The sequence below is a fragment of the Desulfocicer niacini genome (assembly GCF_054657595.1).
This window is the reverse complement of sequence record NZ_BAAHYK010000018.1, coordinates 13,347-39,293: the sequence shown is the minus strand read 5'-3', so window position 1 is coordinate 39,293 and position 25,947 is coordinate 13,347. Positions and strand designations below refer to the sequence as shown.

Here is a 25,947-nt window from a genome sequence, read left to right as displayed (position 1 = left end):
TCTTATACCTTTAACACGCAGGCATCAGCCTGGGCCAGACCGCCGCAAATGCCGCCCATGGCATAACCACCGCCCCTTCTTCGGAGCTCATAAATCAGGTTCATCATCACCCTGGCACCGCTGGCCGTATTGGGATGACCAATGGCAATGGCACTGCCGTTGATATTTGTTTTTTCGTGAAGTTTAGCGGCTTTTGCCCGGTCATTTTCAGCCAGATTTAAAATACTGACCAGGGGAACGGCTGCAAAGGCCTCATTGATTTCGATAAGATCTATGTCGTCAATGGATTTTCCAGCGGCCTGAAGTGCTTTTCTTGCAGCATAGGCAGGCGCTTCCGCCATGCGAGCCGGATCTCTTGCAATGGAAGCCATGGATACGATTTCTGCAAGGGGCTCCAGTTTCAATTCTTCAGCTTTTTTCCGGGTCATGAACAATATGGCTGTGGCACCATCATTCAAGCCGGGGGCATTGCCGGCGGTAATGGTTTTACAACCGTAAATACCAGGCAGTTTCGCCAGTTGCTCCATATTTATCTGGGGACGATATTGTTCATCCTTATCCAGGATCAAATCCTCTTTTTTTCTCTGGGGAATGGTCAAAGGCATCATTTCGTCCTTGAATTTTCCCGCTTCCCAGGCTGTCCCATAATTGTGATGACTTCTCATGGCCCACTCATCCTGCTCTTCTCGACTGATGCCGTATTCCGCAGCCATATTATCCGTATCCACTGAAACAGGATTAAAATCCTTGTAACCCAGAGCGAACAGAGGATCTTCCATTTTTACGTCCCCCATGCGAAACCCTTTCCACCGAAGGCCCCGAACGATGAGAGGTTCCTGGCTGAACGAGGTTGCTCCACCACCGATGGCACATTCAATCTCCCCCGCCACCATGGCACGACAACCATAATGTAATGCGGACATGGCCGAAACACAGGCTTTATCAAAGGCAATGGAGGGCGTCTCAACCGGAAGACCGGCTTTAATAAGCGTCTGCCTGGCCGCCACGGAGGTATAAACATCTTTACACACAGACGTATCTCCTACTCCCCAGAACACTTCATCCACCTGGTCTCCGGGGAGATTTACCCTGTTTAATACCTCTTTCATGGGGATCGCCCCAAGATCAAAATAATCAAACGCTTTAAGCGAACCACAATAACGTCCAAAAGGGGTACGAACCGCGCTGACAATGACTATGTCCTGATACATCGTTTTTTCTCCTTGTAACGGTCATGTCTGTCTACCGACACAACGAATATTGAAATATGCTATCATGCCGCCCCCCGACGGGCAATGGCCCGGCCCGGAACTGTAGACAGCTCAATTGTCCGGTTCCTATTGCCCATCGGGGGGGCGGCTCTGCTGAGGTTGCCTTGGAGGCTGCCTTTTCATATAAAAAGAACCTGCATCTCTTAGCGAATAGAATGAACATTAAAGCGGAATATTCCCGTGTTTACGTTCCAGACGTGCCGCAGGTGTTTTATTTTCCAACATGGAAAAAGTGGCGATCAGCCGTTTTCTCGTATCTTTGGGATGAATCACCGCATCAATGACGGATCGGGAAGCAGAATGATAGGGTGTAAGGTAAGTATCCTGGTATTGTTTGATTTTTTCTGCAAAAAACGCATCAGGGTCCGAGGCCTTTGCAAGCTCTCGTCGGTACAGGATTTTTACGGAAGGAACGGCACCGATCATCTGCATTTCTGCAGACGGCCACGCAAAGACCTGATCAAATCCGATTTCATGTACCCCCATGGCTGGAATGGAACCACCATACATTTTTCGCAAAATCATGGCAACCTTGGGCACGGTGGATTCTGTCCATGCATAAAGCATCTTTGCACCATGCCTGATAATTCCCAAGTGCTCTTGTTTCATTCCCGGCAAAAATCCGGGCACATCCACAAGGGAAAGAATGGGAATATTAAAGGCATCGCAGGTTCTGATAAACCGTGCCGCCTTGTCCGAGGCATCAATATTAAGACAACCACCCAGGACCCATGGATTATTGGCCACGATACCGATCACCTGGCCACCCATACGGCAAAACCCCACAACCAAATTACGTGCAAATTTTTCGTGAACCTCGTAAAATTCCCCGTTATCCACAAGAACCCGAATCACTGCTTTCATATCATAGGTTTTGTTCATTTGAATGGGAACAAGGTCAATGAGTTCGGGGACCTCTCGATCCATGGGATCATTAGGAGTATAAGAAATTGGTTTTTCAGTGTTGTTCTGGGGCAAAAAACCCATCAGATGTTTGATTTTATCCAGGCATTGCCAATCGTCTTCCGCCGTCATATGCACAACACCGGATATTGAACTATGCACATCCGCACCACCAAGTTCTTCAAAACTGACCTCTTCTCCAGTAACTTCCTTAATAACTGCAGGTCCGGTAATGAATACATGACTGGTGTTTTCCACCTGAAAAATAAAATCACACAGGGCCGGGGAATATGCTGCACCACCGGTACAATCGCCCATAATGGCTGCAATCTGAGGTACGACCCCGGAATTAAGCGTATTTTCCAAAAACATGCCGGTGATACCGTATACGTTATCCATGCCCTCCTGGATGCGGGCACCGGCAGAGGCATATAGCCCGATAACAGGCTTCATATTTTCCCTGGCCAGTCGCAGCACGTAATGAATCTTCGCTCCGTGGGTTTTGCCGGTAGATCCCCCCAGTACCGTAGGATCTTCTGAAAAAATAAAAACCTCACGCCCATTAATTTTGCCAAAACCCGTAATAACACCATCCCCGGGAAATTTCTTTTTCTCCATGCCGAAATCGTGGCATTGATGTTCCGCCAGCATATTTAATTCAACAAAGCTACCGGCATCCAATAAATAGTCAATTCTTTCCCGAGCGGTGAGCATTCCCCGGCTTCTTATTTTTTCCTGCCGTTCTGCGCCGCCACCCAGCCTGGCCTGGTCTTCCTTTTCCTGCAATATTGAAATAGTATCTTCCCAGGTCTTTTGTGTAATCATGCGTTCCTCCTCTCTTTCCAGCTTAGTGGCGGCCGGAATATCGAATTAAAAGGCTTGGTATCTTAACTGTCACAGGCAGACCATATTCTGATCCGGTTCTGCCCACAACAAAGGTTGAAAGAGTGTTAGATATATCGGCTCTTTCTTATAAAAAAATATCAATGATCCGATAATTGAATCAGCTCAAAAAGAACACCAAAGGTGCTCTTTGGATGAATAAACGCCACCAGATCGTCATGGGCATTGCGATAAGCGGTCTTGTTGATCAGTTTTACCCCCATGCTTTCCAGACGTGCTAATTCAGCATTGATATCGTCGACTTCCAGGGCAATATGATGTACTCCCGGTCCTTTATGCTGAATATATTTAGCAATAACCCCTTCTTCCGTTGTGGATTGAAGGAGTTCCAGATTACTTCCCTCCATACCAATGAATGAAAACAGGAGTTCTCCAAAACTTTCCGGTTGAGAAACGGTTGTGTTCAGCTGGTTAGACATTTTTTGCCTGGCCTCTTCCAAATCCGACACTGCAATACCAATATGATTGATGCGTTTAATCATGGGCAATCCTCTTATTCTTTACGGGAATATCAAATTTAATTAAATTTGGTATTATTTTATAATCATTTTATTTTAATAGTGTCAAGTATTTTTTTATATTTTAAGGTAACATTTCAATATTTATCCATTATATCAACTAATTATATATGCAAGCATCCAAACGGCTCCAAATGGATTGTTTTTTACATTGCAGATTTTCTCTATATTTCATTATATATAAAATTAATTTTAAACAAATAAACCGCCTCAAAAAATAATTGCCTTACACGATCAGGACTTTTTTCAACAAAAAATGTGCTCCCCGAAACAAACACACCGAAAGAGCACATCCCTACCTGCAAACCGACAGCCACCACAAAAAAAACTTATTCGACAATCAAAAGCACAGCGTCTTCCTCAACCGTATCACCTTCTTTCACATTAATTTTGGCAACAGTACCATCACAGGGAATATAGACGGGGGTTTCCATCTTCATGGCCTCTATGACCATGGCATCGCCATCTTCTTCCACACTATCGCCAACCTTTACGTCAATCTGAACAATTTTTCCGGCCAGGGGGGCCAATAACTTTTCACTCATGGGAATCTCCTTTGGTTTGGATTTGTATTACTCGACAATCAAGTTTTTTTATATTGACATATAACCGGGAGGGATCAGGCGTGCATTATGGGCATTATCGGTGGCGGTTCGGGTTCGCCCCGGCTTTGGTCGATAACGCCAATAACACAAGCCTGACCCCGTTCTCGTAAAATCGGCAGAAAAAACTTGAACATCGAGTATTAGGTATTTCATTGGGTTTAAAAATCACTGCAACAGGGTCAAGAAAATACCGGCGGCAATGACGGTGCCGATGACACCGGCCACATTGGGACCCATGGCGTACATCAACAGGTAATTCTTCTTGTCCGCTTCCTGACCGACTTTGTGCACCACCCGGGCTGCCATGGGAACCGCAGACACACCGGCTGCGCCCAGCAGCGGATTGATTTTATCTTTACGAAACAGATTCATCACCTTGGCGATACACACCCCCACCGCCGTGCTGAGGATAAAAGCGCAAAGCCCCAGTACAAAGATAAAAATCACCTTCCATTGCAGAAAATTCTCGGCATTCATGGTGGCACCCACGGGCAGCCCCAAAAAAATGGTGGCAATATTAAGCAACTCTTCCTGGGAAGATTTGGTCAATCGCTCCACCACCTTGGACTCCCGGAACAGGTTCCCCACCATAAACATGGATATTAACGGGGCCGACGCAGGCACGATTAGAATAATAACAAAGGTGGCAATGATAGGAAAAAGTAGCTTTTCAAGCTTATTCACCTTGCGGCCCTTTTTCATTCGGATTTTTCGTTCACTTTGTGTGGTCAGGGCCTTCATCACAGGGGGCTGAATAATGGGAACCAGGGCCATGTAGGAGTAGGCGGCCACGGCGCAAATCCCCAGCATATGTGGGGCCAGTTTGGAAGCCAGAAAAATGGTGGTGGGGCCATCCGCACCACCGATGATGCCGATGGTGGCCGATTCCATGAGGTCAAACCCAAGAACACTGTTGGCAATGAAAAAGGTCAGGTACACCCCGCCCTGGGCCCCGGCTCCCAGAAAAATAAGCGAAGGCATGGACAAAAGAGGTCCGAAATCCGTAAGTGCTCCCAGACCCAAAAAGATCAGAGGCGGAATGATCTCCCAGTGAATGCCGTATTCATAGAATTTCCATAAAAGCCCCTCTTCCGGGGCCATAAGACCGGCCAGGGGAAGATTGGCAAGGACAATACCAAAACCGATGGGAAGCAGCAAAAGCGGTTCGTATTGTTTGGCAATGGCCAGATAAATCAACACCAGCCCAACAACCCACATGAACATCATGCCGGGGGTAAGGTGCCAGAAGCCGGTGGTCGTTGTTAAAAACTGTAAACTATTAAACATTTATATTAAACCTTGTAAAGATTCGGATTGGCCATGTAAATGTTTGGGCAATGCCTCATATTCGACTGTTTTGACCTGCGTAGCATACGAATCCTATATGAGCAGCCCAAAACAGGTAAAGATGGAGTGGTGACCAAATATTTACTAAGCCTTCGTCAGTTAGATTCTTCGCCGATTAGGAACCGTTACTCGATGTTCAATTTTTTTTATATTGATATTTAACGGACCCTTAGATTCTTATCTGTGTTATTTTGCATAACCAACAGAGGACATAACTCTGTCCGTAATAAAAGAGGTTATTTTTAAAGAGAAATAAAGCAATGCCATCCCACCAAAAACACCGGCAATACCGGAAATAAAAACCGTTAACGCATTATTCACCATTATGACCTCCACAATTTTTCATCATCCCCTGGAATCAAGACGCAATCCACCATGGATAAAAAAGACCTCGCCGGCCAAGGCTTCATTTTTATAGATATCCCCCACAAACGAGACCACTTCTTCAGGCTCTATCAAACGACCTATGGGCACCTGATTCACAATTTTTTCCAGGGCTTTTTGATTCATATTGCTGACCATGGACGTTGCCACATATCCCGGTGCAACCGCCGCACAACGAATTTGATTTCCAAGGCCACGACGAAAAAATTCCGCAGTAATAACTTTGGGCATCACCGAAACAGCCGCCTTGGTTGAAGAATAATTGATCTGCCCCGCCGTTCCCATTGATCCTGTGGATGAAATCAGACAGATAAGACCCTTACATTCATTATTAATCATTCGTTCCGCACATTCCCGAACCGTCAGAAACACCCCACCCAAATTAATATTCACCACCGACTGAAACTGGTCATAACTCATTTTTGCAGAAACCTTCCCCGTTTCCCTGTCCCTGGAAAGCATAAGTCCGTCTTTAATAATTCCTGCAAAAGGAGCAACCAAATTAATTTTTCCGTATTGCTCAATGGCTGTATCCGCCAGTTTAGCGCAATCATCTTCATTGGTGACATCACACACAAGCGTCGTAATATCTTCACTTATTTTTTTTAAATCAACCCTTGCCGATTCAAGAACATCTTCAGCAATATCGGCAATCACCACCTTTCCACCATTAGAAAGCCAGTATTTGGCAAGTGTCAAACCAATGCCTCTCCCTCCGCCGGTGATAACCGCCACAGAACCTTTAATCTCAAGCATATCGCTCCTCCTTAGATGTGGTATATTTTTCAAGTGATGTCTAATTGAACCACATGGTTCAAATGACCTTTCACTGGATGTTCAAGTTTTTTCTGGCGATTTTGCGAGAACGAGAACGGGGTCAGGCTTGTGTTATTGGCCTTATCGACCAAAGCCGGAGCGAACCCAACGGGCCGGGCTGTTAAGCCGCGAAACTCGCAGGCCATGAAAGGAAATGGCTTTTTATTTCCTTTCATGGCTGAGAATCGCAGTAGGCTTCAACGCCGTGGATGGGTGGAGCGTGGAGCAGCCACCCCATCATAGCGCTTCGCCTTTTGGCAAAATTTAATTAAATTAAATGAAATGCTTTTAACAAGAACGTTTAAGCATTGTCAAGATTTTTTTTAAACGAGACCACCACAACCACATCATTACATATCTATATCAATAATTTACATTTAAACATAAAAAAAATCTCAAAGCTTCAACCGATAAATACCCCTTGACAACCCACCATAATTTCATTAAATATAAAATTAATATAAGCAAAAAGACAAAGGGTCATTTAAATAGACTTCAAAAAGAAAGAGATTTTAAATACGATCACATATATAAAGAGTGTGCCCTTATTATATTTGTCATCATGGAAAGGAAACTGGGGCTGAGGATTGGCCTATCTTTTCATTCCGACAATCTAAAAAGGGGAAACTCTTATATAAAACAGGGTCATCTAAGTTTAAGACACCATTTCAAAACCGCATGAAATCGTATTTGTTTCATGTAAAGTGGCCGAAATCATGAGCAGGCCTGTAAATACAATGGGTGTCGAGTGTTATGACCAGGCCCGACAAACGATTAAACCGGAAAAATGGTGATAAAAGATTAACGATATCCATCATGGGACTTTTTTAAAAGGAGATGATCCACTGCTATGGGGCAAGAAACATGGAAAGATTATAAAAAAACAAGATATTCAAAGCCATTGCCGTTAAAAGGCCTCAGAGTTCTTGAAGTGGGAACTTTGATTCTTGGCCCTGTCGGACCGGGTTTTTTAGCAAGCATGGGGGCTGAAGTAATCAAATGCGAAATTCCACCCATTGGCGACACAGGACGTAATATGGCACCCTTCGGCTATTTTTACAAAGGATTTCCTCCGGTATTTGTCCATAATAATACGAACAAATACTGGATGGGCCTTGATTTACATAAACCTGAAGCCCAGACAATTTTCCAGGAACTGGCACTGAAATCCGATGTTATTGAAATAAACCTGCGTCCGGGAGTTATGGACAAATGGAATGTCGGTTATCACCAGATTAAAAAAATTAATCCGGGCATTATTTATATATCCAAAACAGGTTACGGACAATGGGGACCCTATGCTGCAGAAAATCGACCGTCCAATGACGGCGCAGGTCAGGGGCTTTGCGGATACGCATGGATGTCGAGTTTTCCGGACCAACCACCGATTAAAAGCAGTATTTATCCCTGCGATGATTATGGTGGTGTAATGGGAGAAGTGGCGGTATTAGCAGCGCTCCACCACCGAGATAAAACCGGGCAGGGCCAGTTCATAGATCTGTCGCAATCTGAGAATATCATGAGAACAATGTCCTGGGTCTGGCCCTACCAGCAGATAACGGGCAAAGAAGCCATGCCCGCAGGCAATAGAGATGTTTCCATATGCCCGGCGGATACCTTTTATTGTTCCGACGATGATTTTGTGGCAATTGCCGCACCGGCCCCGGATGAATTCAAAGGATTATGCATGGCCATGGACAAGCCGGAACTCACGGAAGACGCCAGATTTAATGACCATCTAACGCGCCTAAAAAAAGAAAATGCCGACGATATTATTAACATCATTTCGGGCTGGGTAAGAACCAAATCCGCCGCTGAAATCGAAGAATTAGCAGAAAAATACGGTTTTGCAGCCTCTCGTGTAAAAAGCGTTAAAGACGTAATGACGGACAAACACTCCCAAGAACGAGGATTTATTGCAGAAATTGACGATCCTATTTTGGGCGAGTACCACGATTATGGATTTCCCGTAATGATGTCAAAAACGCCTCCCAGGGTCAAGTGGTCGGTGAGACCGGTGGGTTTTGATAACGAATACGTCATGACAAAATATCTGGGTAGAAACAAAAAACAAATTGAAAAATTATATGAATGCGGCGCCCTGGGGAAATGGGGTGATCTGCCGGGACGTAAACCCCCCGAGGACTGGGATGGCAAGGCCGGACTTATTCTGGCCAGAGAAGAGCAGGAGAAGGAGTAACCATGGACACCGGAAAAAACTGGAATGATTGGGCTAAATATAACAGTGACCCGCGAATGGCACATGTTAAACCTGAAGCCCTGGATGATCTTACGGTACTGGATTTAAGCTATAAAAGCTTTGCCGGCTGCTATTGCTCTTCTCTTTTAGCCGAATTCGGCGCCCAGGTCATAAGAATCGAACCACCGGAGGGTGATTTTATCAGAACCTGTACCCCCTATGGCATATTGCACAAAGGAGAAGGCCTCAATTATTTGACGGAGGGCCGAAATAAATCACACGTCACCTTAAATCTGAAAGATCCTGAAGGCCGTGAAATTTTAAAAGGGCTTGTAAATCAGGCAGATATACTCATCGAAACATTTCTACCAGGGGTCATGGATGACTGGGGTATCGGCTATGAGCAATTGAAAGAAATCAACCCCAGGTTAATATTTGCTTCCATTACAGCCAATGGTCAGTTTGGTCCTTTGAGCCAAAGCCGAATGCCGGATTACGACAATATCATCCAGGCAAAATCAGGAATTCAGAGAGCTACCGGTGCAATCATGCCCGAAGGAAAGACCTATGATGACTGCCCCTGGGCCGTCCCCACCAAAGCAGGTCCGTGGATTGGATGGGCTCAACCCGCAACCTTTATGGCGGTGGGTATCCTGGCAGCCGTTCACTGGCGGGAATCAAGTGGAGAAGGTCAGGCCCTTGATGTGTCCACATCGGAATCCTATGCCCGTTTTGATGATATCAACCCGGTGTGGTATTACGGCTCTAATTTTGTCTCCGAGCGGTTTGGGAACCTGGATACAGGCTCTTGGCTATATTGCTTTGCCCCCACCAAAAATGGTGCCGTTTTCCTGGGGGGATTAAGGCTGGAAATGTGGCAGGCCTTTGTCGATATCATCGGCAAATGGGACGAATGGGGCGCAGAGGACTGGAAAGACTTAACTCTTTTTACCCCAAAAGAACAGCAACTAAAATGGTCGGCCCTTGTCTTTGCCGAAACGCAAAAATATACCAGCGAACAATTGGTGGACATGGCCATAGAATACGGCAAAAGCGGCCGCCTGGCACCGATCTCACCTGTAGTGGCACCGGTGTGCTCTCCCTTGGACACCATGAAAGATGAAAATTGGATGGAAAGAGGCGTTTTTACCCCTGTCATGGATCCGGTATACGGCGATATCGTGGCGGCACAAGCCCAGCATAAAATGACAAAAACACCCATACGAACCAAATGGCTGTGTCGGCCAGTGGGCTATGACAATGAACATACCTACCTGAAACATTTCGGATTCGGACCTTCAAAACTGAAGAAACTTAAAAATGCAGGAGTGATATAAAGCAGGCAGAAATTGTTAAACAGGCCCCTCCAAGGAGGGGCCTGGCTTTGGTTAATTTTTAATTTTGGGGTAAAAGAATCAGGAACACTTCTCTTATTTTTGTTTGGCTTTAAGACCCTGAACAATAATTTTAAAGGTTGTTTGCAAGGTTGATTTTACAAAATTTTTCTTATTATCACTGAGCATACGTTTGGAATCCACCCAGAGCACCACACCGGAATAGGATGCCCAAAGGATATCCGCCAGCACCACCGGATTTTCATCAATAAACACACCCGCTTCAATTCCCTTTCTTAACACCTCCGCAATAGCCGTATGGGCTTGAACAGAAAATTCTTTTAACTGATCCAGAGCTTCATCTGAAAGATGGAGCAATGTTTCACCAGCCTGAAGGTGGAATAAATTAATCAGGATATTGGGATCATAATCATACATGTCAATGAAGACATCCCCGAATTTCATGATTTTCTTTTCAAATGAAATATCCTCATTCATAGCCTTTTGAGTTTCACGGCTCAATTGTCCCAACATATCAATGGACAACGATGCGTGGAGCTCCTCCTTACTTCTAAAATAGAGATACAATGCTCCCGGACTCAATTCGGCCTGGGTAGCAATCTCTTCCATTGTCGCACGATTAAATCCTTTATCTGAAAAAACCTTATGTGCCGCAGTCAGTATTTCCTGCTTTCTATTTTCTTTTTCTCGTAGTTTACGCTCATAAATACCCATATCATATCCCGTCTATTTTGAATGAAGTTCATAAATTATATGATCGACCAAATAAATATAAAATTTTTTTTAAATTCGCAAGACAAATAAAGGGTGTTGAAACCGGTCAGACTTTCAACAGTAAATAATCTTCCCTCGTCTTTATTATGATCGTTTTTTCAAAATTCTATTGCTCAGCGTACTGAAGTTTTATCTGAAATTGTGTTTTTGTTGCAGCTTCGCGTCTTTGACCCGCCTCCATCAGGCTGGATTTGGGACCTGCCTTGACCTTCATGATTCTAAGGTGTAGGCTCGCCTTTAAGACGTGTGCCGCGCCCGGCACAAAACAAAAATATCATAGGAGTGTGGGATGTGCAGAACTGCACAAGCACTTGTTAGGGGCCAAAAGAGAACAATGAATAATTCATTACAAGACAAAAGAATACTTATAGTCGGTGGCAGTTCTGGCATCGGCCTCGCTGTTGCAAAACAGGCATTCAAAGCGGGTGGCAAAGTTATTATAGCTTCCAGAAACGCCGTAAAAAACCATAATACTTTAGCTGCTATTGTTGGTCCTGAGATCGAGACATATTCTTTTGATGTGACATCCGAAATCGAAACAAAAACTCAATTAAGAAAAATTGGGGGTATCGATCATCTTGTCATTACCACAAGGCCAGAGATAACCCCGGCACCCTTTGTCAAAACTAGTTTTGAACAGGCGAAAATGGCATTTGAATCAAAATTTTGGGGTCAATACCAGCTTATCCAGAAGGCACAAGGTCACATTAGCCAAGATGGTAGCATTGTGATGACCACCGGTATCGCTGGTGAAAAGATTTTCAAAAACTTTTCAACTATGACCATTATCAACAGTTCCACCGAAGCATTTTGTCGGTCGTTGGCAGTAGAATTGGCACCAATAAGAGTTAATGTTGTAAGTCCCGGTTTTGTTGCACCTAAATCGCCAGAAATTGAGAAATATGCCCAACAGTTTCCTGCTGGAAAAATTGCTTCGCCCAAAGAAGTAGCTGACGCATATATTTATCTGATGGGAAGCCCTTATATAACAGGAATATCCGTGGTGATTGATGGTGGGGCTATGTTGATATAAAACCCCGACATTTAACCCCGCATTAACACCTTCATCCTGAAGTATCCCCCCTGCAACTTACAGGTCAACACAGCCCTCAAACTTGTAATCAATCCATCTCAACCACTTGGCTAAATTTAATGAAATAGACATATTTCATTAAATTAACACACCAAAAAAACGCTTTTTTTTCTATTAAAAAAAATATTTAATAATCGATTATACATTTAAAATCAGTGATTTATGTCAAAACATCTAGATACCCCCCGACATAACACGATAAAATTAACTTGACATCATTTTTGAATTTCATTAAATATAAAATTATTTAAAGAAAAAAGTCGTTTCATGGGTGTTAAGTATTAATTAGACATAGAAAAAGATCCTGTAAGTATTATCAAAATTTGGTCTTAATATTGATTTGTTTTTGGGCACCCCTCAAAAACACAACACTTTTTCAGATCTATTCCCACGTACAGGAGCTTTTTCCCAAAAGACAGCAAAATGCTTTCGGGATCATGTGAAAAATGCCTGTGTGTTCAATATTTTTTTTAATTATCGTCACATGTCAATTCATAAAATGGTCAACGTAATGCTCACCCTATCATTAAATTAGAATTTCTATTGGAGTATTTTTTTATGCAGAACCTTCGCACACAGAAAGAGCAATGGGAAAAAACCACCGTTGCAAAGGTGTTGGAAAAATCCCCGGAACGCAAAGAACACTTCACCACAGAAAGCGGAATCCCGGTAAAACGTCTGTACACCCCCGAAGATCTGGAAAGTCATGATTACTCCAACGATGAAGGCTTTCCCGGGCAGTACCCTTATACGCGCGGCGTGTATCCAACCATGTACCGAGGAAGACACTGGACAATGCGTAATTACGCAGGTTTTGGAACGGCCGAAGACACCAACAAACGTTATCGTTATCTTCTTGATCAGGGGATGGTGGGGCTGTCCATGGCCTTCGATCTTCCCACCCAGCTGGGATACGATTCGGATGATCCGCTCTGCGAAGGCTCCGTTGGACGGGTGGGTGTCGCTGTGGATTCATTGGAAGATATGGAAATCATTTTTAAAGGCATTCCTTTAGACAAGGTATCTACTTCCATGACCATTAACGCGACGGCACCCATACTGCTGGCCCTTTATATTGTTGTGGCGGAAAAACAAGGTGTTTCTGCGGATCGTCTGATGGGAACCACCCAAAATGATATTTTAAAAGAGTTCATCGCACGCGGAACTTATATTTTTCCACCGAAACCCAGTCTGCGTCTGGCACTGGATATCGTAGAATACTGTTCCGAACATGTGCCACGCTGGAACACCCTCAACATTGCCGGTTACCATTTCCGGGAAGCCGGGGCCACGGCCATTCAGGAAGTGGCATTTACCATCGCCGATGCAATCACCTATATCGAAAAAGCATGTGAACGGGGCCTTGATATTGATTCCTTTGCCCCCCGACTTTCCTACAGTCTGGGCTGTTATATGGATCTTTTTGAGGAGGTGGCTAAATACCGGGCTGCGCGCAGACTGTTTGCCCGTATAATGAAAGACCGCTTCAAAGCGAAGAACCCCAAAAGCTATCAATTCCGAATCTTCAGCGGTTCCTGCGGATCAACCCTGGTAACCCAGCAGCCTATTAACAATATCGTTCGTGTAACCATGCATGCCCTGATGGGAATCTTAGGTGGTCATCAAGCCATACATTCGGCCTGTTGGGATGAAGGATATGCCATCCCCTCAGAAAATTCAGCCCGTATTGCATTGAGAACCCAGCAGATTCTGGCCCATGAATGTGGTCTGTGTAATACCATCGATCCCCTGGGAGGCTCCTATTATGTTGAATCACTCACCGACGAAATTGAAAAACAGATTTCAACCTGTCTGGACACCATTGATGAAATGGGAGGCATGATCAACGCCATTGAAAACGGGTATGTTTATCGTGAAATTCAGGAATCAAGCATTGCCTTTCAAAAGAAAGTAGAATCCGGAGAAAGGGTCATCGTTGGTTTAAACCGTTTTCAAATGGATGAAGAAAACGAAATGGATCAGCAGGATATCTTTGAGATAGATGAAAATGTGGAAACGCATCAAAAAGAAAAACTAAAGGCATTGAAGTCCAGACGTGACAATCAAAAAGTAGAAAATGCACTCAAAGCGCTTGCCGATGCCATCCCCAAGGATGAAAATCTCATGCCGTTTATCATTGAATCCGTCCGAAGCTATGCAACCATTGGTGAAATATGCCGGATTATGAGGGATCAATGGGGTGAGTATAAGGCACCTTTGACCATTTAACACAATTGATATCACCCCAAGCAGTGAGGCTGGTTGCGAAAATGATGGAAGAAAGAAAAATACGTATTTTAATTGCAAAAATTGGTTTGGATGGCCATGATCGCGGCGCAAAAGTCGTGGCCAGAGGCTTGAGAGATGCCGGCCTGGAGGTCATCTATACCGGCATCAGACAAAGTGTGCAGGGCACCGTAACTGCCGCGATCCAGGAAGACGTGGATGCCATTGGTTTGAGTTTCCTTGCCGGTGATCATATGGTGATCCTCCCAAACTTCATGAAAGAGCTCAAGGAACAAGGAAGGGAAGATATTCCAGTCATTGTGGGGGGAATCATTCTTCCCCAGCAGGTCGACACCATTCTAAACTGGGGAGTTCACAAGGTTATGCTGCCGGGAACCCCCATTGACGAAATTGTGGAATTTATGAAAAATCGGTTAAATTAATCGAGTGTACCCTTTGTAGATTAAACTGGGGGAAAGAGCCTGCTCGGCACCTCGTCCCCAAAGTGTTTTTTAATACTTGAGAGGGAGAAAATCACGCAAAAAAGGTACACTCAAATCAATCCGAGAAAAACAAACTTATAAGGAGAAACCTTATGGTAATCGATGTACACAGGCATATGATTGTTAAAGGCACTGTTCAAGGAAAATACATTAGAGGCGCGCAAAAAAGCTTTGTTATGATGTATAATAAGACCCACGGCACAAATATTAGCCCAAAAGACTTCACCGACAAGGTTATCCGTCCCTGGATAGATCCCCATGCAGATAATATCGTTGAAGAGATGGACGAAGCCGGCGTTGATAAAACCGTTATCTTTCCAGTGGATTACGGTCTATTGTTCGGAGAAGCACCCATCCATGCCTTTGATCAGAACAAACTTTATGCAGATGCAGCCAAACGGCATGAAGGCCGCTTGATTCCTTTCATGGCCATTGACCCCCGTCGTCCCGGCGCACTGAAACATTGTGAGCAGGCATATCAAGAATGGGGAATGAAAGGGTTTAAACTCCATGCAGGCGTCGGTTACATGCCCGATGATCCTTGCTGCTACTGGGTATACGAAAAGGCGGCCGAATGGAATATCCCCATCATGGTACACACCGGCGGTGCACCCAACTCCGTCCCGGCCCTGCGATGGGAATGTTCAAGACCTGCTTATTTTGCATCAGCTGCGGCCCGTTTCCCTGAAACGGATTTTATCTTTGCCCATTGCGGAGATGTGGCATGGTGGCAGGAAGCAATTACCGCTGCCGTATGGTTACCCAACGTTTATGTGGACCTCTCCCTGTGGCAGAAACCTTATAAAAAATGGCCCAAACCCCGTTTCTATCAGTGGCTTAGAGATATCATTGATCTGGCAGGCGCAGACAAAATTTTGTTTGCCACAGATGCCCTCTATCCCAACCTTATGTGCCCCCTGAAAGAGTGGGTCCAGGCATTTAAAAATCGCGAAACAGATATTGAATTCACCGACAAAGAAATTGAAATGATCCTGGGCGAGTCAGCGAAAAAGGTTTTACGCCTTAACTGATTAAGATTGTAATATCAACCAGAATAAAAGGACGTAGGAGATAAACCATGGAAGATATACTGGACATATTAACCAGTCGAAAAAGCATCCGGAGGTACAAAGAGGACCCTGTACCCGAAGAGATGATCGATAAAATTTTAGAGGCGGCCCGCTGGGCTCCCACAGGTGAAAACTACCAGCCCTGGCGCTTCATTGTCATTCGGGATCAGGAAATAAAAAACCAGATCGGCGATCTCTCCAAGGTGGGCAGCGGATCACGCATGACATCCTGGTATTGTCTGGGTCAAATGCAAAAACGCTTTGAAAAGATAGCAGACCCTGAGAAACGTGCCGAAGTTTTACGCTTCATGTACTCCGGTGAGGTTTCGGAATTCTGCAAACAGGCTCCGGTGATCATCGCCCTGTTAGGTGACCTGCAGGTGGGCTCCGTGGATGTTCCCTATGATTTATCCGCAGCCGCTGAAAATATTTTGCTTGAAGCCCATTCCCTTGGTTTGGGAGCATGCTGGGTACACGGTCCGGTGGCAACTTCCCGGGATGCCATCAAGTTTAAAAAAATTCTGGGCGTCCCCCATGAAATGAACGCTTATAAAGTCATTTGTTATATCGCCATCGGATGGCCCAAAGAACAACGCAAACACCCACGCCCCAAATATCCGTTAAAAGATCTTGTATATTGGGAAAAATTTGGTAACCAGGAGAGACCCTAATGGATAAAACACAATATTTCAACGAAGTGATGGCCAGAACCGAAGAACTTTTCTACCATGAACTATCTGATTGTGCCTGCTGGAAAACGGAATTTATTGGTGTAGATTTCATCCAGTCCAAAAACATTCAGGGAAGCACACCCGAAGAAATCATTGAAAACTCTATCCGGGAAATTGTTGCCGCAGGTTTTACGGAAAAGATTTCATACTCCATTCGTGGAAATGACATTCTGCTTTATGTCAAAATCAAAGGATGTCTTCACATGCCCAAAGAAGTCATTCTTAAAAAACGAGGCATCAAACCATATAATTGCCCCATCATCAATATGATCTTAGATCAATTGATCGAAAAATTAAATTTCGAAACCACCTATGTGGCGGATGTTGAAATAGATGAAAATTCTAATGAATGTGTTCTGAAATGTGGTATCTTTGAAACACCTGAAAAAATTGGTAATGTTTGTGACTGGTCCTCGGAATGTCAGCTGGTGGATGAACAGGATGAATGGAAGACCGTTATCTGTGACGCTTAAAAACAATAATCAGGAGGTACATTAATGTTTCAAAACAGCTACATTCCCTATGGCGGATACTGGAGCTCCCCTTTCTGCCGCTGGCAGGGAAAACTGCAAACCGTAAATGCCGTTGACTGCGCTGCTGCCACGACTAAAGTTTTTCTTGAAAAAAGAGGCATCTCGCCGGAGGTCTTTGACGGTGTGGTGGTCGGTACTACGGTTCCCCAGCACAAGTGGTTCTTTGTCCCCCCCCGTTATGCATCGCTGATCGGCAATGACAAGATCAGTGGCCCGCTGATGGCACAGGCATGTGCAACTTCTGCAGTGTCAGTAAAAGATGCAGTCGGCTCCATCGAAACCGGTGCCTATGAGACCATGCTGGTGGCAACCATGGATCGTTGCTCCAATTCACCAAGTTTGCTCTGGCAGAAACCCAACGGCATGGGTGGTGCTCCCGAATATGAAAGCTGGATGCTTGATGGGTTTAATGAAGATCCCGTGGCAGGCGTTTCCGCCCTTCAGACAGCGGAAAATGTGGGTAAAGAGCATGGCGTTACCCTGGAAGAATCCAATGCCATGGCCATTAACCGCTACGAAAAATATTTGAAAGCGCTGGACAATGATCGTGAATTTCAGAAACGGTATATGCTGCCTGTTGAAGTTAAGATCTCCAGAAAAAAATCAATAATGGTGGAAGAAGATGAGGGCATTACCCCCTGCACCCAGGAAGGGTTGCAGCGTCTGCGTCCTGTGGTACCCGACGGCATACTGACCTTTGGTGCCCAGACCCATCCTGCAGACGGAAATGCAGGTATGATCGTCACCACCCAGGAAAAAGCCGTTGAATTCTCCACCGATTCCAATATCACCATTCAGTTGCTCTCCTTTGGTTATTCCAGGGCTAAAAAAGCCCATATGGCTGCAGCAGTAACCCCTTGCGCAGAAATGGCACTGGAAAAGGCAGGAATCAAAGTATCTGATCTGTCTTCAGTTAAAACCCATAACCCATTTAGCGTTAATGATATTGTCATGGCCAAATTAATGGGAATTGATGATGCCATTTTCAACAACTACGGCAGTTCATTGATTTTCGGTCATCCCCAGGGTCCCACCGGCATGCGATGCATGATTGAAATGATTGAAGAACTAGTCCTCAAAGGCGGTGGCTATGGATTATTTGCAGGATGTGCTGCCGGTGACACAGCTGCAGGCCTGGTATTGAAAGTCTCTTAATTTACAGCGTGTATGTGATGCCGACTCGGGAAGAAAAAGCACAAACGTCGGTTTCCTCAGCGCAGGCATTAAACAACATGGATGGGCTTGATCACAACGGCATCCCCGGATAATATGATCAAGCCCCCCAAACACACTGCAGCAAAAACATAAACACAGGCATCATCGGCCATTACCTATGACGGGTATCCGACATTGTCGATCAATGTCCATTGATAAAAAAAGGAGCAAAAGAATGCAAACGGGAAAAAAAATTTATCCGTCCCATATGAATCCTCAACTCATCACTCCCTCGTTTCCATTGCCGGATGAGATGGCAGTGATCGGCGCAGGCACCATCGGACCGGATATCGGTTATTATCTTAAAAATGCACTTCCGGATCGAAAACTATACGTTATTGATGTGGCGGAAGCCCCTTTGGAAAAAGCAAAAAAACGCCTTGCCGGATATGCTTCAAAAGCTGTTGATCGTAAAAAAATCACACCGGAACAAGCCGAAGCCGTACTTGAAAACATTATTTTCAGCACAGATTATCAGTTGATAAAAAATTGCAGGATCGTCATAGAAGCGGCCACGGAAAATCTGGATCTAAAGAGAAAAATTTTTCAACAGCTGGAAGAAATCGTCAGTCCGGATGCCTTTCTTACCTCCAACACAAGCTCCATTCCTGCTGACCGCATTTTTACGAACATGAAGCACCCGGAACGGTGCACCGTAACACATTTTTTTGCACCGGCCTGGAGAAGTCCTGCGGTGGAAGTCATTAACTGGCCCAAAGCAAGCCAGGAAACCATTGATTATCTATTCTGGTTCTTCGGGCAAACCGGTAAAGCACCGGCAATCACCGATAATGTGATCAGTTTCATGTTTAATCGAATTTTTGAAAACTGGTGTAATGAAGCCGGTCATCTCCTGGATGTTGCCACGGCTGCCCAGATCAATACCGTTGCCGAAGAATTTGTCCATGCAGGGCCTTTCTTTGTCCTTAATATGGGCAATGGAAACCCCCTCATCCATGAAGCCAATACCCGCAAAATGGAAGAAGGAGAGTGTTATCGCCCGGCTGCCATTTTCCGTTCCGTGGAAAAATGGGCAGTGGGACGTCCCGGAACAAAAACCGATATCGCCGTTGAACAAAAAGCCAATGTTCGAGACCGCATGCTGGGTCTTTTGTTCTCCCAATCCGTGGACATAGCAGACCGGGGCATCGGTACCATGCAAGATCTTAACTTTGGATGCCAGATCGCCCTTGGATTTAAAGCCGGCTCCTTTGACATCATGCGCAGCCTTGGAGAAAAAGAGGTGGCACGTATCATGGCAGCTTATGAAAAAAGCCGCCCCGGATTCCCCACAGCCAAAAACCCCTTATCCGCCTACCAGGAATTTTATCGTTTCCTCTTAATTGATGAAATCGATGGTGTGAAAATTATCACCATACGTCGTCCCCAGGCCATGAACGCTCTTAACACGGAAATTATAGAAGAACTGAATACGGCCGTAAAAAAATTCGCTGAGGACGCTTCTGTAAAGGGAATCATTCTGACCGGCTACGGACAAAATGCCTTCTCCGCCGGTATGGATATCGGCAGTTTTCCCGAAACCCTGGGTAATCACGATGAAGCCGTTAAACTGGCCCAGATCCCTTCCGAACTATTATCGGTTATTGAAACCTGTCCCAAACCGGTGGTGGCTGCCGTTAACGGCATGGCACTGGGTGGAGGACTGGAGCTGGCCATTCGATGTCATAGCCTGGTGGCCATGGAACGTGCGGTTTTCCAGTTTCCTGAAATTACCCTGGGCATTCTGCCGGGCATGGGTGGATGTGTTATTCCCTACCGCCGATGGCCCGCAGGTGCTTCCCTGTTTAATGAAATGATCTGTTCCGCCCAAAGAGCCACCAGTGCTCAGCTGCTGGAAGTGGGCATGATTTCAAAAATTGAAAACAATTTCCCCGACCTTATTAAAACCGCCCTGGCAGAAGTTAACCGGCTGCAGGGAAATATTCCCAAAACGGAACAAGGCCCGATCAGCATTCCGAAAATCGCTGTTTCAGACAGCCCCGCAGCAGGCAAACTTTTACTCAGTCCGGAAGCGGTTACCATAGCAGCAGAAACAATCTCCAATGCAGCAGCAGCGGATTCTTTAACCAAGGCCATGGACATTAATTTCCAGGGTGCTGGAAAAATATCCTGTACAGCCGCCGCAACGGAAGGGATACGTGCCTTCCAGGAAAGACGCAAACCTAATTTTAAATAATTTTTTCGATATCCTTCATATGATTTAAAAACCAGTTTACACCTTTTTGAAAACGAACCCTCAAAATGGAGATATTGCTCTGGGAAGTGTAAAGTGGAAATGAAGCATATCATTTTTTCCATAACTTTAGATATCCTTCAAACAACCCCAACAGTATTTTACCATCGTTTGGGACTAAGCGTCTACAAATGAGGGATTGGCGCAAAAAGTATTAAGCACTTTTAAAGGATATCTAAATTTATCAACGCCACGTGCAGACCTTATTTTGATTCGGTTCTGCCCCCAACGAAGTATGAAAGAATGTTAAACCTATCTACTCTTTCATATAAACAACAATAAGAAGAGGAGAACGTTGCCAATGGAACGCTTTCATGTACAGTCTAAGCTCCACCGGATTTTGAAACCTTTAGTAACGGGTGTATTTGTTTTGTTTTTTTTCATGCTGGCAATGCCACTCCAAGGAAACTGCGGTGACAAGCCCATTGTACTGAAGGCAATCACGGCATTTCCCAAGAACCACATTACCTACAAACCCATTCCGGAATTTATCAAACGTGTTAAGGACGCTTCCCAGGGACGTTTGGAAATAAAATGGATCGGCGGTCCCGAAGTAATGAAGGGTTTTGACCAGCCGGAAGCCTTGAGAATGGGAATGATCGATATGATTTTATATATTCCCACCTCTTACTTTCGCCCCATTCTACCTGTGGCGGACTGTAAAGGGCTTTCCCGGTTAACGGCCCCCGAGGAAAGGGCCTCCGGAGCCTATGATCTATGGCAGAAGGTATTTAGAAAGAATTGCAACGCGGAACATCTTGGTTTTTGGGACACAAACATTCGTTTTCAACTTTTCACCGTGGACAAAATCAAAACACTGGATGACCTGAAAGGTAAAACCATCCGCGTGATGCCGCTTTATGCGCCATTCATCGAAGCATTGGGCGCAAGCCCCATGATGATCCCCCCGCCGGAACTTTATACGGCACTGCAGCGTAATGTTGTGGATGGATATATGTGGCTGGAAGTCGGTTCGGTGTCCTTTGGATGGAATGAAGTAACCAATTACATGATCGAACCCACTGTTTTCAGAGGCGAGGCCACGGTGGCTGTTAACCTGGATAAATTCAATAAATTGCCCCAGGATCTGCAGGCGATATTGCATAACACCATGCAGGAAATGGAAGTCGTTGGCAACGGCATGCTCGATGAGCTTGTCCAACAGGAAAAAGAGGCTGCCACAAAAGGTGGCATGCAGGTGATCTCTTTATCTGCCGCAGATGCTGAAAAAATTGAGACTCTGTCCCAGGAAGTAACCTGGAACATTTTAAATGAACGAGACCCTGAATACGCTCCAAAATTTCGGAAGCTGACAGAAAAATAATTCTTGGATATCGGCTTCACCAACATTTTCGGTGAAGCCGTAAACGATTCTTTAAAAAGGACTGGCAGATGAAACTTTTCGAAACAATGGCCCGCATCTTCGACCTGATTGTGGACGGTATGGCATTTATCGCCGGGCTTTTTTCCATAGCCATCATGGTATTGATTTGTTACTTGGTGATTATGCGCTATATTTTTTCCAGTCCCCCTGCCTGGATTCTGGAGATTTGCGAATATCTGCTCATATACATCACCTTTCTAAGCGCCACATGGCTGCTACGCAAAAACGGACATGTGCGGGTCGATCTTTTTCTCTCCTGGCTTTCCGAATACAAACAAAAAGTAATGAGAGTCTTTACCTCAGTTGTGGGTGGCTTATCCTGCGCAATTCTAACATGGTTCAGCCTTATGGTAACATTGGATAATTTTTCTCGAAACATTCTATCCATTCAGACGCTTAGTATACCCAAATGGATACTCTATGCCATTATCCCCATAGGCGCTCTATTGATGACTCTGGAATTTTTCAGACAGGCATTCACGAAATTTCAACTTATCAGAAAATACCCCCATGACACACAAACAAAATCAGTCACGGAAAAAGGAGTTTAACAAATGGAGTGGTATACTGTTTTAATGCTCATCTTTGGTGCGCTGATTTTAGTTCTGGCAACAGGCTTGCCCGTTGCCTTCTGCTTTCTCTTGCTCAATATCATCGGCAGCTATCTTCTATGGGGGGGCGTGGGTGGCCTGGCTCAAATGATTCACAGCATCTACACATCGGTGTCAAGTTTTACCATGTTGCCGGTGTTGATGTTTGTCCTTATGGGTGAAATTTTGTTCCATTCCGGACTGGCCTTTAATGCCGTCAATGTTGTAAACAAATGGCTTGGAAAAATTCCCGGAAGATTATGCCTTGTAACCATCGGTGCCGGAACACTTTTTTCCAGCCTCAGCGGTTCCAGCATGGGAACCACAGCCATGCTTGGCACCACCATGCTGCCGGAAATGAAACGCAACGGATACAGCTACAGGATCGGTATTGGTTCATGCATGAGCGGTGGTCTTGCCATGATCATTCCACCCAGTGCCCTTGCCGTTGTTCTGGCATCCATCTGTCAAATATCCGTTGGAAAGATTCTGGTGGGCGGAATTATCCCCGGTTTCTTCCTGGCGATCATGTATTGCATGTATATCGTCGGGCGATGCGTTCTAAATCCTAGCCTGGCACCTCGTCATGATCAGGCAGAAGAAAGCCTCACCCTAAAAGAAAAATTAACTTTCACGTTAGTACATTTTATTCCCCTTGCAGCAATTATTTTTCTGGTGGTCGGGCTTATATTCCTGGGCATCGCAACCCCCACGGAATCCTCGGCCCTTGGCGCATTATCATCATTGATAATTGCAGGATGTTCCGGAAAACTAAACAAAAAAATCATCTATGAAACAGTATCAGGCACCCTCCAAATCATCTCCATGATGTTTATGATACTGGCAGGATCGCTGGCTTTCAGTCAAATTCTGGCGTACAGTGGTGCCAGCGCAGGTCTGGTTGAATTCACCTCCTCATTAGACGTTCCAGCGCTGGTAATCCTGCTGATCATGCAAGGCGTTATTTTGGTGCTGGGTACTTTCATGGAACCGGTTGCCATCATGATGATCAGCATGCCGATTTTTCTTCCCGTGGTTAAAAATCTGGGATTCAGTGAGATCTGGTTTGCTTTAATCACACTGATAAGCATGGAAATTTCAATGAAAACGCCTCCCTTCGGCTTTCTTTTATTTGTTATGAAAGCCATTGTGCCCCCGGATGTGTCCATGATGGACATCTACAAAGCAACGCTTCCTTTTATCCTCATCGACATCATTGGTATTTTGCTGATCATGACATTTCCGCAAATAGCGTTGTGGCTTCCAGGTCTGATGTAGGACCTGGACATTGTCTAAACCTCGCCTTTGAAACCGTTTGTTTTTGACACATATTTAATATTTTCAGAGGGAAAAACCAACATCCGATCATCAAATGATTCGGTATGCCTGATATGGGGATGCCGATCATATGAGCATTCTGCGCTTAGGCTATTGGCAAATAATAATATCTCGGACTGCACAGGATTTTTATTCGTATTCACGACAGGGCTTTCCATACATAGTGGTTAATGTATGGAAAAGCCCAAGGCAGAAGACGGAGAAAAAGATAAGCACGATATTCTATTCTTTGACATAAATAGCCTCAAGAGTGCTGATATCATAGGAGCATACTGCTCAATTTATTTTAACCCAGGAAAAGGCCTTCGGGTTCATACCGTTCCACGCATTGGAAAATTAACAGAAGATGATATTTTCTAGTGATTTCATGCCACCATAGTTTGTGTGCGAAATCGTATGGACCCAGTGCCACCAAAGGAGAGAAAATTGAAAAAGATGATGGTAGGATTGCTGTTACTGGCGTTTATCACCCCGGTTATGGCAAGTGAATTGACCTTAAAAGCAAGTTACGAAGCTGTTGGGCTCAGCGTAAATGATTTCGATGAAGTAAGATCATCAACCGGAACAGATCAGGGAGATAGCGATAATCTCAATTTTTTTTACCAGCGATTTCGTGTTCAACCCATGTTTGAAGCCTCAAAAGGTATCAAAGGGATATTGCGATTTGATTTTGCTGAGGGCATCTGGGGACAAGATCAGGGATTTGCCTCTGTCCGGGCAGGAGATACCACTACAAATGGTGACAGTGCCGAGCTTCAGGTCGATCGTGCATATGTTGATATCACACAAGAAATGTACAGATTGAGAGTGGGACTGCAATTTGTCAACGTAGGGCAAATGCAAGTGTTCCGGGACAATCAACCCGCCATTCAGCTTAATATCAACACCCCGACCCCGTTTGGCCTTCGACTTGGATATATTAAGGTCAGTGAAAGTATCGGAACGGGTGCCACAAGCGCACTCAGCGAAGATGGAAGCACCAATGAAGATACCGATCGATTTCTCATTGATTTGAGCTATAAAAGCGATTCATTAAAAGTCAATGCTTTTTACGTTATGCAAAAAGATGACAGCACCGATGGGGTAAGCAACTATAAAGATGAACCCAGTGTCGCCGGTATATATGCCCGGGGCAACCTCGGAGACATCTATGTAAAAGGCGAGTTGGCCGTATTTGGTGGTGATAATGGAAATGGAACGGATTACACCGGTACCCAATTGAATCTAAATGGCTCCAAAAAATTCGGTGATGCGTTTACCTTAATGGCCGATGCCTGGTATTCAAGTGCCGCCGATTCCGATGAAACCAAAATCACATTGATGGGTAATCCCTTTGCAACCAAAGACATTTTTGCCGGTGGCTCCATGGGATGGGATGATCTTATAACGGCAAGATTGCCCGCCATTGCCATCGTATGTAAAGGGGGACCACTGGGTGGAGGAGATGTTTTTGATCCCTATAAAACAGGGGCCGGCTCCATTGGTGGAGGCCTCGGCGCAATGTACACGGGTTTTGGTTCCTGGACATTTATGGGAATTGCCCAGTACATGACTGCAGCAGACAACGATCTGGGTATTGTGGGTGAATTTGACAATGCCACCAATTTAGTTTTATATGCAGGTTATCAGCTTACCGCCCACACCTCTCTGCATGGGGTCTATGAAAGAGTGGATGCATCATTCATGGACGACAGAGATCCCGGTCCGGCTTCTATTTATACCATCCGGATGAGAGTAATGTTTTAAAGTGATTGGCCCAAACCGCATAAGATCATAATCATGTGTAATCAGGGAACCTGTCAATGGCGGGTTTCCTGAATTTATCAACCTTTTATACTGTGTTCTATCTCCAGCATTTTATTTTATAAGAAAAAGTAGATAGGCCTAATTCTCTTTCATGCTTCGTTGTGAACAGAACGAGATCAAAATAAAAT

General features: G+C 44.9%; 24 protein-coding genes. 15 read left to right on the top strand and 9 right to left on the bottom strand.

Annotated elements, in window-relative coordinates; all coding sequences use genetic code 11:
* Positions 1 to 2: 2 nt before the first annotated feature.
* From ACYQ2M_RS11360 to ACYQ2M_RS11325, 8 genes are all read right to left on the bottom strand, one after another.
* Positions 3 to 1,211: a thiolase family protein gene (locus ACYQ2M_RS11360; RefSeq protein WP_459916460.1), complete on the bottom strand. Its 1,209-nt coding sequence runs from the start codon at positions 1,209 to 1,211 to the stop codon at positions 3 to 5.
* A gap of 222 nt (positions 1,212 to 1,433) precedes the next feature.
* A complete protein-coding gene (locus tag ACYQ2M_RS11355; RefSeq protein ID WP_459916459.1) occupies positions 1,434 to 2,999 on the bottom strand; it encodes an acyl-CoA carboxylase subunit beta in 1,566 nt (521 codons plus the stop codon).
* 158 nt (positions 3,000 to 3,157) lie between these two features.
* On the bottom strand, positions 3,158 to 3,559 hold the full coding sequence (locus tag ACYQ2M_RS11350; RefSeq protein WP_459916458.1) for a VOC family protein: 402 nt from the start codon (positions 3,557 to 3,559) through the stop codon (positions 3,158 to 3,160).
* Positions 3,560 to 3,924: 365 nt separating this feature from the next.
* The gene (locus ACYQ2M_RS11345) at positions 3,925 to 4,140 is read right to left on the bottom strand and encodes a biotin/lipoyl-containing protein (protein WP_459916457.1); all 216 of its coding nucleotides are present in this window, start codon (positions 4,138 to 4,140) and stop codon (positions 3,925 to 3,927) included.
* Between the two features lie 225 nt (positions 4,141 to 4,365).
* Complete coding sequence (locus tag ACYQ2M_RS11340) at positions 4,366 to 5,487, bottom strand: sodium ion-translocating decarboxylase subunit beta (RefSeq protein WP_459916456.1); 1,122 nt, start codon at positions 5,485 to 5,487, stop codon at positions 4,366 to 4,368.
* A gap of 246 nt (positions 5,488 to 5,733) precedes the next feature.
* Positions 5,734 to 5,871, bottom strand: coding sequence for a hypothetical protein (locus tag ACYQ2M_RS11335; protein WP_459916455.1), 138 nt, complete (start codon positions 5,869 to 5,871; stop codon positions 5,734 to 5,736).
* Positions 5,872 to 5,892: 21 nt separating this feature from the next.
* Complete coding sequence (locus ACYQ2M_RS11330; protein WP_459916454.1) at positions 5,893 to 6,687, bottom strand: SDR family NAD(P)-dependent oxidoreductase; 795 nt, start codon at positions 6,685 to 6,687, stop codon at positions 5,893 to 5,895.
* Positions 6,688 to 6,716: 29 nt separating this feature from the next.
* A complete protein-coding gene (locus ACYQ2M_RS11325) occupies positions 6,717 to 6,923 on the bottom strand; it encodes a hypothetical protein (RefSeq protein WP_459916453.1) in 207 nt (68 codons plus the stop codon).
* Between the two features lie 674 nt (positions 6,924 to 7,597).
* Here ACYQ2M_RS11325 and ACYQ2M_RS11320 point away from each other — a divergent pair.
* Together ACYQ2M_RS11320 and ACYQ2M_RS11315 are read left to right on the top strand one after the other, a co-directional pair.
* Entirely contained in the window at positions 7,598 to 8,947 is a 1,350-nt protein-coding gene (locus tag ACYQ2M_RS11320) for a CaiB/BaiF CoA transferase family protein (RefSeq protein WP_459916452.1), read from the top strand.
* A gap of 2 nt (positions 8,948 to 8,949) precedes the next feature.
* Positions 8,950 to 10,284, top strand: a complete 1,335-nt coding sequence (locus ACYQ2M_RS11315) for a CaiB/BaiF CoA transferase family protein (protein WP_459916451.1) — start codon at positions 8,950 to 8,952, stop codon at positions 10,282 to 10,284.
* 93 nt (positions 10,285 to 10,377) lie between these two features.
* Here ACYQ2M_RS11315 and ACYQ2M_RS11310 read toward each other — a convergent pair whose 3' ends face one another.
* The gene (locus ACYQ2M_RS11310; protein WP_459916450.1) at positions 10,378 to 11,016 is read right to left on the bottom strand and encodes a TetR/AcrR family transcriptional regulator; all 639 of its coding nucleotides are present in this window, start codon (positions 11,014 to 11,016) and stop codon (positions 10,378 to 10,380) included.
* A 349-nt stretch (positions 11,017 to 11,365) separates the two neighbouring features.
* Between ACYQ2M_RS11310 and ACYQ2M_RS11305 the strand changes: the two genes are divergently transcribed.
* The 13 genes from ACYQ2M_RS11305 to ACYQ2M_RS11245 all read left to right on the top strand — a co-directional run bounded on the left by ACYQ2M_RS11305 (position 11,366) and on the right by ACYQ2M_RS11245 (position 25,759).
* The gene (locus ACYQ2M_RS11305; RefSeq protein WP_459916449.1) at positions 11,366 to 12,109 is read left to right on the top strand and encodes an SDR family oxidoreductase; all 744 of its coding nucleotides are present in this window, start codon (positions 11,366 to 11,368) and stop codon (positions 12,107 to 12,109) included.
* Between the two features lie 618 nt (positions 12,110 to 12,727).
* Positions 12,728 to 14,398 (top strand): acyl-CoA mutase large subunit family protein, encoded by a 1,671-nt coding sequence (locus tag ACYQ2M_RS11300; RefSeq protein ID WP_459916448.1) that lies wholly within the window; start codon positions 12,728 to 12,730, stop codon positions 14,396 to 14,398.
* A 41-nt stretch (positions 14,399 to 14,439) separates the two neighbouring features.
* Positions 14,440 to 14,838, top strand: coding sequence for a cobalamin B12-binding domain-containing protein (locus ACYQ2M_RS11295; RefSeq protein ID WP_459916447.1), 399 nt, complete (start codon positions 14,440 to 14,442; stop codon positions 14,836 to 14,838).
* A gap of 152 nt (positions 14,839 to 14,990) precedes the next feature.
* The gene (locus ACYQ2M_RS11290; protein WP_459916446.1) at positions 14,991 to 15,929 is read left to right on the top strand and encodes an amidohydrolase family protein; all 939 of its coding nucleotides are present in this window, start codon (positions 14,991 to 14,993) and stop codon (positions 15,927 to 15,929) included.
* Between the two features lie 47 nt (positions 15,930 to 15,976).
* A complete protein-coding gene (locus tag ACYQ2M_RS11285) occupies positions 15,977 to 16,639 on the top strand; it encodes a nitroreductase family protein (protein WP_459916445.1) in 663 nt (220 codons plus the stop codon).
* Positions 16,639 to 17,172, top strand: a complete 534-nt coding sequence (locus tag ACYQ2M_RS11280; protein ID WP_459916444.1) for a hypothetical protein — start codon at positions 16,639 to 16,641, stop codon at positions 17,170 to 17,172. The genes ACYQ2M_RS11285 and ACYQ2M_RS11280 overlap by 1 nt, the downstream gene beginning before the upstream one ends.
* A 24-nt stretch (positions 17,173 to 17,196) precedes the next feature.
* Complete coding sequence (locus ACYQ2M_RS11275) at positions 17,197 to 18,387, top strand: thiolase family protein (protein WP_459916443.1); 1,191 nt, start codon at positions 17,197 to 17,199, stop codon at positions 18,385 to 18,387.
* A gap of 235 nt (positions 18,388 to 18,622) precedes the next feature.
* Positions 18,623 to 20,644 carry a 3-hydroxyacyl-CoA dehydrogenase/enoyl-CoA hydratase family protein gene (locus ACYQ2M_RS11270; protein ID WP_459916442.1) on the top strand — a complete coding sequence of 674 codons (2,022 nt, stop codon included), beginning with the start codon at positions 18,623 to 18,625 and terminating at the stop codon, positions 20,642 to 20,644.
* A gap of 358 nt (positions 20,645 to 21,002) precedes the next feature.
* Entirely contained in the window at positions 21,003 to 22,025 is a 1,023-nt protein-coding gene (gene dctP / locus ACYQ2M_RS11265) for a TRAP transporter substrate-binding protein DctP (RefSeq protein ID WP_459916441.1), read from the top strand.
* Positions 22,026 to 22,093: 68 nt separating this feature from the next.
* Positions 22,094 to 22,636: a TRAP transporter small permease gene (locus tag ACYQ2M_RS11260; RefSeq protein WP_459916440.1), complete on the top strand. Its 543-nt coding sequence runs from the start codon at positions 22,094 to 22,096 to the stop codon at positions 22,634 to 22,636.
* A gap of 3 nt (positions 22,637 to 22,639) precedes the next feature.
* Positions 22,640 to 23,953, top strand: a complete 1,314-nt coding sequence (locus ACYQ2M_RS11255; protein ID WP_459916439.1) for a TRAP transporter large permease — start codon at positions 22,640 to 22,642, stop codon at positions 23,951 to 23,953.
* A gap of 234 nt (positions 23,954 to 24,187) precedes the next feature.
* A complete protein-coding gene (locus ACYQ2M_RS11250; RefSeq protein ID WP_459916438.1) occupies positions 24,188 to 24,373 on the top strand; it encodes a hypothetical protein in 186 nt (61 codons plus the stop codon).
* Between the two features lie 66 nt (positions 24,374 to 24,439).
* Positions 24,440 to 25,759: a hypothetical protein gene (locus ACYQ2M_RS11245; protein WP_459916437.1), complete on the top strand. Its 1,320-nt coding sequence runs from the start codon at positions 24,440 to 24,442 to the stop codon at positions 25,757 to 25,759.
* Positions 25,760 to 25,947: the final 188 nt, after the last annotated feature.